Below are 15,101 nucleotides of genomic sequence, written 5' to 3' on the forward strand. Positions count from 1 at the left end.
AATATTGCTAAAAGAAGTTAAAGGATAGATAATAATAAACGGGAAAGAAAAAACGATGAACGATAAACGGTAAATGATGAACAAAGCTGCGCATAATCATGCTACAAAATATCCACCGTTTACTGTTTATCGTTCACCGCTTACAGTTCACCGCTTATTATATACTATCAGCATGCTTTGAAACTCATGTCCAGCCCTTTCACTGAATGAGTCAAAGCTCCTACAGAGATGAAGTCTACGCCACATTCGGCATACTCACGAAGAGTATCAAAGGTGATACCACCCGAAGATTCGGTTTCGTATTTGCCTGCTACCATCTCTACTGCTTTCTTTGTCATTTCGGGAGTGAAGTTATCAAACATGATACGGTCTACTCCGCCGAGATCAAGAACTTGCTGCAGTTCGTCGAAGCTGCGGACTTCTATTTCTATTTTCAGGTCTTTGCCTTTTTCCTTGCAATATTCTTTGGCACGAGTAATGGCTTTGTCGATACCTCCGGCAAAGTCCACATGATTGTCTTTCAGAAGAATCATGTCGAACAGACCAATACGATGGTTTACTCCGCCACCGATTTTCACTGCCATTTTTTCGAGGATACGCATACCGGGAGTTGTTTTGCGGGTATCAAGCACACGGGTATTTGTACCTTCCAATACCTTTGCATATTTACGGGTCATTGTTGCAATGCCGCTCATACGCTGCATCATGTTCAACATCAGGCGTTCGGTTTGAAGTAAAGATTGCACTTTTCCTTCCACTACCATTGCTACATCACCCGGTTTCACTTCTGTTCCGTCATTGATAAACACTTCCACTTTCATGGTAGGATCAAAACGGTTGAAGATTTCTTTAGCTACTTCGATGCCAGCCAACACACCGGCTTCTTTGATAAGCAATTTTGATTTTCCCATTGCCGTAGCGGGAATACATGAAAGGGTGGTATGATCGCCATCACCTATATCTTCTGCAAAAGCAAGATCGATCAACTTGTCGATCAGTTCTTTTTCCTTATTCATTGATCTTGTCAATTCTTATTTGATGTATTAAATATTGATTCTGCACTTTCTTCAGGAAGCAGTTCACACGAAAGTTCCCATTAGTAGTAGCCAACGTACCGATAACGAAACTCGATTCGTCCCGTTTTCCCTGATGGTTCACATTAAATCCGCTGACTTTATTCTTCGTAAAGAATTCCTGCATCGCAGCTGTTGCTTTCTGTTTGTCAACGTTTGTCGAGCGACCTTGGAGCACCAGGTTTACCTTGTCCCCCATATACTTACTTAGCTCTTGCGAGCTTCCTCTTTTAAATGCCGTAATCACTCCTGCCGGTATCTCTTGCGCCATTAGCAACGAGAGGGAAAGAAGCAATGCGGTCATTCCTACGAGCACTCGTTTTTTCATAATTACAAGCTTTTAAGTTGAAGTTTAAAGGCTTAAACTTTCAACTAATGATAGGCAAAGGTAAGCATTAATTGCAGAATAACATAAAAAATGCCTATTTTTGTGCAATAATCAGAATTGTAGACGTATGAGAACAACCTTGCTCGTCGTAGGACGAACCGTAGAACAACACTATATAACTGCTATCAACGACTATATCCAGCGCACTAAACGCTATTTCACTTTTGACATGGAAGTGATTCCTGAATTGAAAAACACGAAGAGTCTTTCAATGGAAGTGCAGAAAGAAAAGGAAGGAGAACTGATATTGAAAGCTCTCCAACCGGGCGACGTGGTGGTATTGCTCGATGAGCACGGAAAAGAAATGCGTTCTCTGGAGTTTGCCGAATATATGAAGCGAAAAATGAACACGGTCAACAAACGACTGGTATTCATTATCGGAGGGCCTTATGGCTTTTCAGAAAAGGTTTATCAAGCGGCACACGAAAAGATTTCAATGTCGAAGATGACTTTCTCTCATCAGATGATCCGGCTGATATTCGTTGAGCAGATTTATCGGGCGATGACTATATTGAATGGAGGGCCGTATCATCATGAATAAACTACATCCACAAAGATGCACCGTGAAAAATGAATTATACAATAAAGAAGATGGATATCATTATCCATTCTTCTCTTCTATATAAAGTTTATTAAATACCTGCCGGAGTTCGTCTTCATTAGTAATCAAATTCCGAAGTTCTGCCAACCGTCCGGCATTATCCGATTGGGGTATCCATAACTTCAGATACCCTCCTTCTGCATATTTTTCAGTTAGATGTTTCCGAAAACGGGCATATTGCTCTTCTTTATCCATCTCCGGATAATGAGACAGCCCATATTGTACGGTACGGCGTAAAGTGACTTCGGGATCAATAATTCGGTCAGCCTCGGCAACAATCATTCCATAGATTGTTCTGGGAGCCTGTTTATTGGAAGCCCGATGATCTTCTATCGCCTCTTTCATCTGCAACAGCTGCTCATCCGTAAACCAACGCCGCAAAGTTTCGTCGGCTAGCAACACTTTGCCGGAGGTTATATGATGAAATTCACGTCCTTCATACAACCCCAGGTCATGATAAGCAGCGATGACATAAACCATCGAATAATCGACTTCATAATGCGTCGCTAATTTCAGACTTTCCTCAATTACCTTTTCTACATGGTCAATTTGATGCGCTTTATCAAAGTTAGCGTATTGAGGAATAATACTTTGCCGAACATAGTTTTGTAATTCAGCAGGCACATGATGAGTCATATTCGATCTTTTTAGCTAGTGAATTCTTTTATTTATATTATTCCCGATTCATCAAACGATGTTCTGCCATCTGTTCGAACTTTGTTCCCGGACGACCATAATTGGCATACGGATAAATGGAAATACCACCACGAGGAGTAAATATTCCCGTTACTTCTATGTATTTGGGACTCATCAATCGGATAAGATCTTTCATTATGATATTCACACAATCTTCATGAAAGGCTCCATGACTGCGGAAACTGAAAAGATAGAGTTTCAAACTCTTACTTTCTACCATTTTTATATCAGGAATGTAGCTGATACGTATTTCGGCAAAGTCCGGCTGTCCGGTAATAGGACACAGACTTGTGAACTCCGGGCAGTTGAAACGTACCCAGTAATCATTTTCAGGATGCTTATTATCAAAGGCTTCCAGTACTTCAGGAGCATAATCTTGTTTATACTCGGTTTTTCTTCCTAATAAGGAAAGTTGGTCTTTTAATTCTGTCATTGCACTCACTAACTACAACCTCTACCCTAAACAAAAAAATGCATTTCCTCTTTCACCTATCACCGTACTGCCTCAAACGCTTTATTCATCGAGGTTTTAGTGGTGAAGGATTCATTTTATAACCTATCACCGCATCTATCACCTATCACCATCAACTCTTAGCCTACGTTTGCTTTCTCCTCATCTTACTTGTTACGGTGTGTTTCATTGCTTGAAACAATGTGTTTCCCGCCTTGAAACAAAGTGTTTCATTACTTGGAACAAACTGTTTCAAGTCTTGGAACTTATAGTTTCAAGCGTTAGAAACTTTAGTTTCCTACCGTTGAAACTTTAGTTTCTCACTGATGAAACAACAGTTTCAAGCTGTTGAAACTAATCTAAGCCAATACATTCCGGACAGAAACTACTATCATTTATTAATTAGAACTTACCGGTGACAATAGATGTGACGGCAAAATGTCAAATTTAGCTGCTGTCACTACTTGCTGTCACAAACTAGAAATCTTATAATCAAACATTTATCTACAACAATGTGACAGATGACAGCAAAAAAACGCATTTTAATCTCTATGTAGAGATATTATTGATTCTTACTTTTTAAATACTTTTCCAATCCTTCCCGACGCAATGTACAAGCCGGGCAATGTCCGCAACCATCTCCCTGAACGCCATTATAACAGGTCAAAGTCTCGGTGCGAATCAGTTCCAATACCCCCAGTTCGTCGGCCAATGCCCATGTTTCTGCCTTATCAATCCACATCAAAGGGGTATGAATCACAAATTGTTCATCCATAGCCAGATTGAGAGTTACATTAAGAGATTTGATAAAGGCATCACGGCAATCGGGATAACCGCTGAAATCTGTTTGAGAAACTCCCGTTACCAAATGATTAATACCACGTTCACGGGCATATACTGCTGCGATACTTAGAAAAAACAGATTACGTCCCGGAACAAAGGTATTAGGAACGCTATCTGCAGGTTTTTCCTGATCCATCACCATCGTAGTATCGGTCAATGAATTATGACCTAACTGTCCGATAAAGGAAACATCCATCACATCAAATTCCACTTCCGCTTTCCGGGCTATCTCCCGTGCAAGCTCCACTTCTTTCTGATGCTTCTGACCATAAAGAAAACTCAAGGCATATACTTTCTTAAAGTTGCGTTTTGCCCAAAACAAACAAGTGGTAGAATCCTGCCCACCACTAAACACAACCAATGCTGCTTCTCTATTCATATTCTATATTAAATATCTTTGACTTTCAATACATTATAAGAGATATTGGTGTCGTAAACATCGCTACCGTCTATTTTCTTGATTGCTTTCACCACACGAATTGTCACCGGAAGGATAATAACTTCATACATGGATTTCAGCACAATCTGAATCCCCATCATGATAAGCAGTTCTTTCCAGACAATAACTCCACCAAAAGCTACCGGGAAGAAAATCAATGAATCGGCAGTCTCACCTACAACAGTCGACCAGATGGCACGGGCCGAAAAGTTACGCCCCTGACTGGCTACTTTCATCTTACTCATCACATACGCATTGAGAAATGAGCCTACCAAAAAAGCCATCAGACTGGCAGCCACAATACGGGGAGCCATACCGAACACAAAATTGAAATGTTCCTCGCCCTCCCAGAAAGGAGCAGCCGGAATGGCAACAGCTATCAACCCAAGAGCAACCACGAAGAAGTTCATGGCAAAACCGCTCCAAATGATGAGCCGCGCTTTCTTGAATCCCCAAACCTCGGCGATACAATCATTAATAATATAAGAAATAGGAAAAACCAATAATCCGGCTGTCACGGTCAGACTACCTACCTGAATTACTTTTGTTTCAAGAAGATTGGCTGCAATGAGACAGACATTAAACAGAATGCCCAGCAGCATAAAGGGTACAGATACTTTTTCTTTCATAATTCCTGTTTTTTACGTGGTGTTCTAGAATACACGACCGCTATTCACGGCATCATACATTTTTTATTCTTTCGGAGTGCAAAGGTAAAAAATAAAACTGGAATTATCACATTCATCTTACCAGAATCTGTCTTCCCGATAATTGAAGAAAAAATAAGCCTCCCTGTCAGTCGTCGTATTCTGACAGGAAGGCTCATCACTTTGACCTTAAAAACACATCACTCAATCAGGCATCCGCATCAAGAGGAGAAGTCTTTCAATTCCTCTTTCAACCGCTTACGGATGAAAAACAAACGGCTCTTTACCGTTCCCATCGGCAATCCTAATTTTTCGGCAATTTCTCTATACTTAAATCCGGCTACAAACATCTGAAAAGGCACTTTCATCTCTTCCGGTATGGAATGTATCACCCGGTACAACTGTTTCATATCATACGTAAACTCGAATCTATCAGCATCTTCATCTTCTATCAGATGTTGTTGATTGATGGAGTAACTATCATCAATCAGGTTCATTTCACGAACTGTGCGACGGTAGTTGTTCACGAAAATATTACGCATAAGCGTATACATCCATCCCTTCAGATTTTTGCTATACGTAAACTTCTCCTGATTATCTAATGCCTGCAACAAACAATCCTGAACCAGATCATTAGCAGATTCGCGGTCTGCCGTCAATTTATATGCGAAGCGATGCAAATCCGGTTGTATCGCTAATATTCCTTGAGTAAAATCAACTTTTTCCATCGTCGTATTTCCTTTATCTAATTAGTACGATACAAAGGTCAGTTTTTTTAGAATCATTATAAATAGCAATTCTTCCGATTAGTTTGGCAATTTTTCCTTTGCCCCTCTCAACCATTTCTTTTTTTAGTTGTTCATTGGGCATTCACCTAAAACTTAACTGATAATGAAAACAAGCTTTAAAATGGTAGCTATGCTACTGGGGATAGGAATTTTCCCCCTCTGTGCCTATGCACAACAGAAGGTAGTCATCGAAGATGAAGAACCGAACTCTATCATGTTTGTTTCGAAAAACAAAGCAGGAGATGAAATCATCCGAATCATGAACGACCGTTCACAGATGCGTTTCCACGACCCGAATGCTCCCCGTTTCCTGCTAACCGACCAGAAAGGGAAATTTGCCCTGGGTATCGGAGGATATGTTCGTGCAACAGCAGAGTATGACTTTAACGGTATCGTAAATGATGTCGATTTCTATCCGGCATTGATTCCACAACGCGGAAGCGGCAATTTTGCCAAGAATCAATTCCAGATGGACATCACCACTTCTACCCTATTCCTCAAACTGGTAGGACGTACGAAACATCTGGGAGACTTCGTTGTCTACACAGCCGGAAACTTCCGGGGTGACGGAAAAACCTTTGAATTGCAGAATGCTTATGCGCAATTCCTCGGTTTCACGATCGGATACAGCTACGGTTCGTTCATGGACCTCTCCGCACTGCCTCCTACCATCGACTTTGCAGGTCCTAACGGATCAGCCTTTTACCGCACTACGCAATTGAGCTATATGTGCGATAAGTTGAAAAACTGGAAATTCGGTGTTTCGATGGAAATGCCTTCAGTAGACGGTACAACCAACAATGACTTGTCTATCAACACCCAACGAATGCCGGACTTTGCCACTTCCGTACAGTATAACTGGAATAGTAGCAGTCACGTTAAATTAGGTGCCATTGTCCGTAGTATGACCTACTCAAGTAATGTACATGAGAAAGCCTATTCCGCCACCGGCTTCGGTCTGCAAGCATCTACAACCTTCAATATTACGAAGAAATTACAGGCATTCGGACAGTTTAATTATGGAAAAGGTATCGGATCTTACCTGAACGATTTAAGTAATCTGAACGTAGATATCGTTCCCGATCCTGATAATGAGGGAAAAATGCAGGTTCTCCCAATGCTGGGATGGTATGCAGGGTTGCAATACAACCTTTGTCCGAGCATCTTTATATCCGGTACATATAGTTTATCCAGACTTTATTCTGAAAACGGATATCCAAGTGAAAATCCGGAATCCTATCGCAAAGGACAATACCTGGTAGCTAATGCTTTCTGGAATGTAAGCAGTAACCTGCAAGTCGGTGTTGAATATTTAAGAGGATGGCGCACTGATTTCAGTTCCGCAACTCGTCACGCTAACCGGTTGAATATGCTGGTACAGTATTCTTTCTAAATAAACATAGAACAGTAAAACAAAAAAGCCGTCTCAACATCATGTCCGAGACGGCTTTTCTATACATATAAAGGATTAGAAATTTAGAACTTGTAGTTCACGCTCACGCCAAATACTTTATTGGTACGGCTATAAACGTCTTTATCTACTAATGATGCCATTGATTCAGGCAAACCACCCCGTCGTGGATTTTCTTTGGTATAATCACTGTATGTAGTCCAAAAATAAGCAACATCAAGGCTCAATGCCTGTGTGAAATTAATGCGACCTCCGAAACCTACAGAATAAGAATCACAAGAGAAACTTGTATCTGATTGAAAAGCATCGCTCAATCCGTAGTCTGTTTTCTGATAACCTCCACTGACTGTGAACAGTTTATTGATATCCCATTCAACACCGGCCAAGTACTCGTGTGTACCATGTTTCAGTGTCTTCTGTTTGCCATCCGCCATACCGGCATTCTTATCATCAAAGAAATGGTATTCTACCGACGCTCTCAACGATGGCAAAAATTCATAACTTGCTGCTACAGAAAGCATAGAAGGAAGGTCGCTCGGCGTGTTCACACCATTCGCATAAGGTGCCATAAAATCCGCAGCTGCATCCGGAAACTCACGCGTATGCGTATCATTTTCAATATTCATATTAGCCTTAAATTCGTACTTCGCTGCCAAATTCAACTTTCCGAATTTAGCATCTACACCGATAATAGGCGTCAATCCCCAACCTGTCTGGTCACAATCAAGCTCAATCTTTGTATCATCCAGTTTTTGAAGCAAAGGACCCGATTGTGCCTGAGCTGCCAGAGTTGCTTGTTCCAAACTCATACCAGGATTAGCAGCCATGATTTGTTGTACTATAGCAGCACCCAACTGTTGAGCCACACCCTCTTTCAGACTAATATTTAAGTGCCCCTTATATCCACCAGTAAAATAATTCATACGCGCACCAGCAAAAACAGAGAAGTGTTCATTAATCTTATAACTTGCTCCTAACTGAAAACCATAGATGTACTGACGACCTTCCATAGCCGAATTAATATTGTACATATTAGGTTTCAGCATCCCTCCACTCGCAGAATTTGCCAAACTAATAGCAGCCGCATCAAACATAGGCAATCCTGTGTTGAAAGAAGCTTTTCCACCACCACCTACAATGGCAAAGCTACCGGAAAACGCCCAATCACCTTTTTTATAGACAGCATGTATGGAAGGAATAACGGGAGCAGAAGCCGTCCCTTCATAATTACGCACAGTAGTCTGTCCGTCCATGGTCCATAAAGGACTTGTTGCAGCAATATCACGGGTCTGATATGCACTTTGAATAGTAAGTGCTACTTGAAGACCATCTTTGGGAAGAAATGCCAGTCCGGCAGGATTACTATAAACTCCATCAACATCGATGGAAGCGCCGCGGGCTATCATGCGTAAGAAAGCAGCATTCTGATTCGTATTGGTTAGATAATCTCCGGCAAAAGTTGGAATTGAAACGATCAACATTGCAAGACCAATCAACGAAATTTTTCTCATCTAAATCTTTTTTAAAATTATTTCGGCGCAAAGATATAACAATATTGCACAGGGAGCACATATTTGTGCAATTATTTTCATTTATCCGCCATTTTAATTGAAAAATCAAACTGTTTCTAATGAAACAATCTGTTTTTCGAATGATGGATTGATTAAACAAATTCACCTGTTCCAACGTTTAATATTATATAATTTATAGAATAATATTATGGCCTATACAATTGCATTTTTCGGCACAAAGCCTTATGATGAGTCCTCTTTCAATGACAAAAACAAAGAGTTCGGGTTTGAGATACGCTACTACAAAGGGCATCTGAATAAGAACAACGTACTACTGACACAAGGAGTGGATGCTGTCTGCATCTTTGTGAACGACGTTGCCGACGCAGAAGTAATCCGTGTGATGGCAGCCAACGGAGTAAAACTATTGGCACTACGCTGTGCCGGATTTAATAATGTAGATTTAGATGCTGCCGCCGCTGCCGGAATTACCGTAGTACGGGTTCCTGCCTACTCTCCTTATGCCGTTGCAGAGTACACCGTAGCTCTTATGCTATCGCTAAACCGGAAAATTCCCCGTGCTTCCTGGCGTACCAAAGATGGTAATTTCTCCCTGCACGGTCTGATGGGATTCGATATGCACGGAAAAACAGCAGGCATCATCGGTACAGGAAAAATCGCGAAAATACTGATTCACATCTTAAAAGGGTTTGGAATGAACATATTGGCTTACGACCTCTATCCGGACCATAACTTCGCCCGTGAAGAACAAATAGTTTATACTTCACTGGACGAACTATATCACAATTCGGATATCATCTCTTTGCATTGCCCGCTCACCGAAGCGACCAAGTATCTGATTAACGACTACTCTATCAGCAAAATGAAAGACGGAGTTATGATTATCAATACCGGCCGTGGACAGCTGATTCATACCAATGCATTGATTGAAGGGTTGAAGAACAAGAAAATAGGTTCCGCAGGACTGGACGTATATGAGGAAGAAAGCGAATACTTTTATGAAGATCAATCCGACCGCATCATCGACGATGATGTACTCGCCCGCTTACTTTCATTCAACAATGTGATAGTCACTTCTCATCAAGCTTTTTTCACACATGAAGCGATGGAGAATATTGCGGTGACCACCCTGCAAAACATAAAAGATTTTATCAATCATAAGCCTTTGCTAAATGAAGTGAAGAAATAAAACTTTTAAGCTCCTTTCTTTGTTTACAAAACATATAAACAAATAAGAGAAAGGACAGATTTTATGAAAAAAGTAATACATAAAGCAGATACAAGAGGACATTCCCAGTACGATTGGTTGGATAGTTACCATACTTTTAGTTTTGACGAATACTTCGACTCCAATCGTATCAACTTTGGTGCCCTTCGCGTATTGAATGATGACAAAGTTGCACCCGGAGAAGGTTTTCAGACTCACCCGCATAAGAATATGGAAATCATCTCCATCCCTCTGAAAGGACATCTGCAACATGGAGACAGCAAGAAGAACAGCCGCATCATTACTGTTGGAGAAATTCAGACAATGAGTGCCGGAACGGGAATCTTCCACAGTGAAGTGAATGCAAGCCCTGTAGAACCGGTAGAATTCCTGCAAATCTGGATTATGCCAAGAGAACGGAACACCCGTCCCGTTTATCAGGATTTTAGTATCACAGAGTTGGAACGTCCGAATGAACTGGCAGTCATCGTATCTCCCGACGGCAGTACACCTGCTTCCCTTTTGCAAGATACCTGGTTCTCAATCGGTAAAGTAGAAGCCGGGAAGAAACTGGGTTATCACATGCATCAAAGTCATGCAGGCGTCTATATTTTCCTCATTGAAGGAGAAATTGTAGTAGATGGCGAAGTGTTGAAACGCCGGGACGGTATGGGTGTTTACGATACCAACAGTTTCGAACTGGAGACACTGAAAGATTCACATATTCTATTAATAGAAGTACCTATGTGATTCCATCATTAGAAATTAAGAACTAAAACTGCCAGATAATCTTATGGCGAAATTAAACATAGCAGATATCCGACAGGAATATACGAAAGGCGGGTTGCGGGAAAATGAACTTCCGGGCGACCCGCTTTCGCTTTTCAACCGTTGGCTACAAGAAGCAATTGACGCAGAGGTGGATGAACCAACTGCTGTCATTGTAGGAACCGTATCCCCTGAAGGGAGACCGTCCACGCGTACCGTATTATTAAAAGGCCTCCATGATGGAAAATTTGTCTTCTATACCAATTATGAAAGCCGTAAAGGCAGGCAATTGGCACAAAATCCGTATATCTCCCTCTCTTTTGTGTGGCACGCCCTCGAAAGACAAATACATATAGAGGGAATAGCGACGAAAGTTCCTCTGGAAGAATCGGATGAATATTTCCGGAAACGTCCTTATAAAAGTCGGGTCGGTGCACGAATTTCTCCCCAAAGTCAACCTATAACAAGCCGAATGCAATTAATACGGTCTTTTGTCAGGGAGGCAGCCCGGTGGATCGGAAAAGAAGTGGAGAGGCCCGATAATTGGGGCGGATATGCCGTTACCCCTACAAGGATTGAATTCTGGCAAGGACGCCCCAACCGTCTGCATGACCGTTTTTTATATACCCTGCAACCGGACGGGGAATGGAAAATCAGTCGTCTTGCTCCTTGATTTCGTCGATTTTTCTTGGCAACTCCAACTAGAATACGTAATATTGCAATTATAAAATAGTCAGCTTATGACACTGGATTATATTTATCACAGCGGTTTCGCCATCGAAATGGAAGGTGTAACCGTTATCATCGATTACTACAAAGATTCTTCCGAAACGGAACATAACCGGGGAATCGTACATGATTATCTCCTGCAAAGGCCGGGTAAACTATATGTATTGGCCACCCATTTCCATCCCGACCACTTTAACCGTGAGATATTGACCTGGAAAGAACAACGCCCCGACATTCAATATATTTTCTCCAAAGATATCTTGAAATCCCATCGTGCCAAAGCCGAAGATGCTTTCTATATTAAAAAAGGAGAAACATACGAAGACGAGACAATTCGTATCGATGCTTTCGGCTCAACGGATGTCGGCAGTTCGTTCTTGCTTCACCTGCAAGATTGGAGTATTTTCCATGCCGGCGACTTGAACAACTGGCATTGGAGTGAGGAATCTACTGAAGAAGAGATCCGAAAAGCCAATGGTGATTTCCTTGCAGAAGTTAAATATTTAAAAGAAAAAGCGCCAAACATCGATTTAGTACTATTCCCGGTGGATCGGAGAATGGGAAAAGATTACATGAAAGGGGCAAAACAGTTCATCGAACAAATAAAAACTACTATATTTGTGCCCATGCACTTCAGTGAAGATTATGAGGGGGGAAATGCGCTTCGTAGTTTTGCTGAAAATGCCGGATGCCGTTTTATCAGCATCACCCATCGGGGCGAAAGTTTTGAGATTACCAAATAAACACATGATAATTATGAATAAATTTACGATTCTGTTTCTTACCCTGTTCCTTGCATTGCCGATGGCGATGAAGGCAGATTCTGCAAAAGAGAAGAAAGATGACACCAGGTACCTTGTAGGAGCTGTTCCTGAAGTAGATGGTAAAGTAGTATTTTCCAAAGAGTTCCAGATTCCCGGAATGAGTCAGGCACAAATCTACGACACAATGACAAAGTGGATGGACGAACGTCTAAAAGAAAATAAAAATATTGATAGCCGCATTGTTTTCTCTGACGAAGCAAAGGGAACAATTGCCGGTGTTGGAGAAGAATGGATTGTTTTCAGTTCCAGTGCTCTGTCATTAGACCGTACACTGGTCAACTATCAGATTACCGTTACCTGTAAACCCGGCAACTGCCTAGTAGAGCTTGAGAAAATCCGTTTCACTTATCGCGAAACAGAGAAATACAAAGCGGAAGAATGGATTACTGATAAATATGCGCTCAATAAAGCAAAGACCAAATTAGTGCGCGGCCTGGCTAAATGGCGTAGAAAAACTGTAGACTTCGCAGATGATATGTTTATGGATGTAGCAGTAGCTTTCGGAGCACCTGATACTCGTCCGAAGACAGAGAAAAAGAAGAAAGAAGAAGAGCAACAAACTCCATCAATCGTTGCAGCCGCAGGCCCGATTATCATTGGTGGCACAGATAAAAAGACTGATATTAAAGTGACGACCGCCGAACCCGTTCAAACTACAGTTCCTGCTGCGACTCTCACTCCTGCTACTCCAGTAGGCAAAGCTTCCACAGATATGCCGGGTTATACAGAAATTGATTTGAAACAAATTCCGGGCGAAGTATATGCCTTAATGGGAAGTGGTAAATTAGTAATCAGTATTGGAAAAGATGAGTTCAACATGACCAATATGACTGCAAATGCAGGTGGTGCATTGGGGTATCAATCAGGAAAAGCTGTTGCATATTGCACACTTTCACCCGACCAACCTTATGATGCTATAGAAAAGGCAGACAGCTATACACTGAAATTGTATGCTCCGAACCAAACAACTCCTTCAGCTGTTATCGAATGTAAGAAAATGCCTTCACAGACAACTCCGCAAGCCGGACAACCCCGTACCTATGTTGGAGAAATTGTGAAACTCTTAATGAAAAAATAAGGAAAATTGCAACAATGGAAATAAAAAGTAAATTTGACCATTTTAATATCAACGTTACAAACCTGGAGCGGAGTATCGCTTTTTATGAGAAAGCACTCGGCTTAAAAGAACATCATCGGAAAGAAGCATCCGACGGTTCATTCACACTGGTTTACCTGACAGATAATGAAACTGGTTTCCTATTGGAATTGACATGGCTCAAAGATCATACTGCTCCATACGAACTGGGGGAAAACGAAAGTCACCTATGTTTTCGTGTAGCCGGTGATTACGATGCAATCAGGGCCTATCACAAAGAAATGAATTGTGTATGTTTTGAGAACACTGCCATGGGGCTTTATTTCATTAATGACCCGGATGATTACTGGATTGAAATACTTCCACAGAAGTGATTTTATATAAAAAGTGGGGGCAGGATAATTATCCTGCCCCCACTTTTTATGTAGAATATATGATCTATCAAACACATAGTATATATACCTAAAACAACAAATACTATAAATATGTATCCGAAAATAAACACCACCTTGCCAGTTGCTTAATCAGAAAAAAGCCACTCCTCAATAATTAAAAGGCAACCGGACTGATGATCCGTTTATTGCTACGGCCTTTATTTTTTATGTCGGCTAGCTCTTTTCTTCCGGATATCTGCTTTCATCTTCGCTGCACCCGAACCATGTTGTCCACGAATATACGTCGCTTTTTTCGCTTTCGTTTTCACCTTTTCCTCTTCTTTGGGCTTATCTTTCTTACCTTTAAAAACGATACCACCCATGATTGCTTCTTCTATACTCATATAATCATTTATTAGTATTCAACATTTCCGATGGCAAAGATAACCCTTTTCTACGGATTTATTTATCTTTGCAAAGTTAACAATCGTAACCACCAATGGCAACAACAATTCTTTCTGCAGAAAAGGACCCGATGGGAGCCGCTATTTCTGACTATTTCAACCATCATAGAGCTGATCGTTTGCGGGTATTTTCTTCTCAATTCGAAGAAGATGAAATTCCCGTCAAAGAACTGTTTCGTAGTATACAGTCTATGCCTATACTAGAGCGTACCGCCCTGCAAATGGCTACTGGACGGATTTTGGATGTAGGTGCCGGAAGTGGTTGCCATGCGCTGGCACTTCAGGAAATGGGAAAAGACGTATGCACCATTGATATTTCTCCCTTATCTGTCGAAGTAATGAAACAACGCGGAGTGAACGATCCCCGCCTCATCAACCTTTTTGATGAAACATTTTCCGAAACATTCGATACAATCCTAATGCTCATGAATGGTTCCGGAATCATCGGACGGCTGAATAATATGCCCGAATTTTTTCAACGGATGAAACGTATTCTCCGCCCCGGTGGATGCATATTTATGGATTCCAGTGATTTGCGTTATCTTTTTGAAGAGGAAGACGGTAGCATAGTCATCGATCTGGCCGGAGATTACTACGGAGAGATCGACTTCCAAATGCAATATAAAGATGTAAAAGGAGACACATTCGACTGGTTATATGTAGATTTCCAGACTCTTAGCTTATATGCTTCCGAATGTGGTTTTAAGGCAGAATTGATAAAAGAAGGAAAGCATTACGATTACCTGGTCAAACTTAGCATCGCTTGAAAA

Annotated in this window: 18 protein-coding genes; 9 read left to right on the forward strand and 9 right to left on the reverse strand. The window is 41.3% G+C overall.

Features of this window, described 5'->3' with window-relative positions:
- Positions 1-167: 167 nt before the first annotated feature.
- Positions 168-1,016: a carboxylating nicotinate-nucleotide diphosphorylase gene (gene nadC, locus HMPREF9010_RS13115; RefSeq protein WP_008648774.1), complete on the reverse strand. Its 849-nt coding sequence runs from the start codon at positions 1,014-1,016 to the stop codon at positions 168-170.
- A complete protein-coding gene (locus HMPREF9010_RS13110) occupies positions 1,009-1,401 on the reverse strand; it encodes a DUF4783 domain-containing protein (protein WP_004326554.1) in 393 nt (130 codons plus the stop codon). Before HMPREF9010_RS13110 ends, nadC begins: the two co-directional genes overlap by 8 nt.
- A 127-nt stretch (positions 1,402-1,528) precedes the next feature.
- Between HMPREF9010_RS13110 and rlmH the strand changes: the two genes are divergently transcribed.
- The gene (gene rlmH, locus HMPREF9010_RS13105; RefSeq protein ID WP_008648776.1) at positions 1,529-2,002 is read left to right on the forward strand and encodes a 23S rRNA (pseudouridine(1915)-N(3))-methyltransferase RlmH; all 474 of its coding nucleotides are present in this window, start codon (positions 1,529-1,531) and stop codon (positions 2,000-2,002) included.
- 60 nt (positions 2,003-2,062) lie between these two features.
- Here rlmH and HMPREF9010_RS13100 read toward each other — a convergent pair whose 3' ends face one another.
- From HMPREF9010_RS13100 to HMPREF9010_RS13080, 5 genes are all read right to left on the reverse strand, one after another.
- Complete coding sequence (locus HMPREF9010_RS13100) at positions 2,063-2,698, reverse strand: HD domain-containing protein (RefSeq protein ID WP_004321440.1); 636 nt, start codon at positions 2,696-2,698, stop codon at positions 2,063-2,065.
- 37 nt (positions 2,699-2,735) lie between these two features.
- On the reverse strand, positions 2,736-3,191 hold the full coding sequence (gene queF, locus HMPREF9010_RS13095) for a preQ(1) synthase (RefSeq protein WP_004321441.1): 456 nt from the start codon (positions 3,189-3,191) through the stop codon (positions 2,736-2,738).
- 580 nt (positions 3,192-3,771) lie between these two features.
- A complete protein-coding gene (gene queC / locus HMPREF9010_RS13090; protein ID WP_004300765.1) occupies positions 3,772-4,431 on the reverse strand; it encodes a 7-cyano-7-deazaguanine synthase QueC in 660 nt (219 codons plus the stop codon).
- Positions 4,432-4,439: 8 nt separating this feature from the next.
- Positions 4,440-5,120 (reverse strand): queuosine precursor transporter, encoded by a 681-nt coding sequence (locus tag HMPREF9010_RS13085; RefSeq protein ID WP_008648778.1) that lies wholly within the window; start codon positions 5,118-5,120, stop codon positions 4,440-4,442.
- Between the two features lie 239 nt (positions 5,121-5,359).
- On the reverse strand, positions 5,360-5,866 hold the full coding sequence (locus HMPREF9010_RS13080) for an RNA polymerase sigma factor (RefSeq protein ID WP_004300768.1): 507 nt from the start codon (positions 5,864-5,866) through the stop codon (positions 5,360-5,362).
- 163 nt (positions 5,867-6,029) lie between these two features.
- Here HMPREF9010_RS13080 and HMPREF9010_RS13075 point away from each other — a divergent pair, with 163 nt between their 5' ends.
- Positions 6,030-7,319: a DcaP family trimeric outer membrane transporter gene (locus tag HMPREF9010_RS13075; RefSeq protein WP_004321443.1), complete on the forward strand. Its 1,290-nt coding sequence runs from the start codon at positions 6,030-6,032 to the stop codon at positions 7,317-7,319.
- A gap of 83 nt (positions 7,320-7,402) precedes the next feature.
- On the opposite strand, the gene HMPREF9010_RS13070 is transcribed toward HMPREF9010_RS13075, so the two are convergent.
- On the reverse strand, positions 7,403-8,848 hold the full coding sequence (locus HMPREF9010_RS13070) for an OmpP1/FadL family transporter (protein WP_008648779.1): 1,446 nt from the start codon (positions 8,846-8,848) through the stop codon (positions 7,403-7,405).
- 208 nt (positions 8,849-9,056) lie between these two features.
- Between HMPREF9010_RS13070 and HMPREF9010_RS13065 the strand changes: the two genes are divergently transcribed.
- From HMPREF9010_RS13065 to HMPREF9010_RS13040, 6 genes are all read left to right on the forward strand, one after another.
- Positions 9,057-10,058, forward strand: a complete 1,002-nt coding sequence (locus HMPREF9010_RS13065; protein ID WP_004300772.1) for a 2-hydroxyacid dehydrogenase — start codon at positions 9,057-9,059, stop codon at positions 10,056-10,058.
- 63 nt (positions 10,059-10,121) lie between these two features.
- Entirely contained in the window at positions 10,122-10,826 is a 705-nt protein-coding gene (locus HMPREF9010_RS13060; protein WP_004300773.1) for a pirin family protein, read from the forward strand.
- Positions 10,827-10,869: 43 nt separating this feature from the next.
- Complete coding sequence (gene pdxH / locus HMPREF9010_RS13055) at positions 10,870-11,517, forward strand: pyridoxamine 5'-phosphate oxidase (protein ID WP_008648780.1); 648 nt, start codon at positions 10,870-10,872, stop codon at positions 11,515-11,517.
- A 67-nt stretch (positions 11,518-11,584) separates the two neighbouring features.
- Positions 11,585-12,316, forward strand: coding sequence for an MBL fold metallo-hydrolase (locus HMPREF9010_RS13050; protein ID WP_004321445.1), 732 nt, complete (start codon positions 11,585-11,587; stop codon positions 12,314-12,316).
- A 13-nt stretch (positions 12,317-12,329) separates the two neighbouring features.
- Entirely contained in the window at positions 12,330-13,475 is a 1,146-nt protein-coding gene (locus HMPREF9010_RS13045; protein ID WP_004304306.1) for a DUF4468 domain-containing protein, read from the forward strand.
- Between the two features lie 14 nt (positions 13,476-13,489).
- On the forward strand, positions 13,490-13,867 hold the full coding sequence (locus HMPREF9010_RS13040) for a VOC family protein (protein WP_004304308.1): 378 nt from the start codon (positions 13,490-13,492) through the stop codon (positions 13,865-13,867).
- Between the two features lie 218 nt (positions 13,868-14,085).
- Here HMPREF9010_RS13040 and HMPREF9010_RS0124385 read toward each other — a convergent pair whose 3' ends face one another.
- Complete coding sequence (locus HMPREF9010_RS0124385) at positions 14,086-14,271, reverse strand: hypothetical protein (RefSeq protein ID WP_004300779.1); 186 nt, start codon at positions 14,269-14,271, stop codon at positions 14,086-14,088.
- A 95-nt stretch (positions 14,272-14,366) separates the two neighbouring features.
- Between HMPREF9010_RS0124385 and HMPREF9010_RS0124390 the strand changes: the two genes are divergently transcribed.
- Positions 14,367-15,098 (forward strand): class I SAM-dependent methyltransferase, encoded by a 732-nt coding sequence (locus HMPREF9010_RS0124390; RefSeq protein ID WP_032852549.1) that lies wholly within the window; start codon positions 14,367-14,369, stop codon positions 15,096-15,098.
- Positions 15,099-15,101: the final 3 nt, after the last annotated feature.

Origin of the sequence: Bacteroides sp. 3_1_23 (genome assembly GCF_000162555.1) — a bacterium.
Classification (GTDB): Bacteria; Bacteroidota; Bacteroidia; order Bacteroidales; family Bacteroidaceae; genus Bacteroides; species Bacteroides ovatus.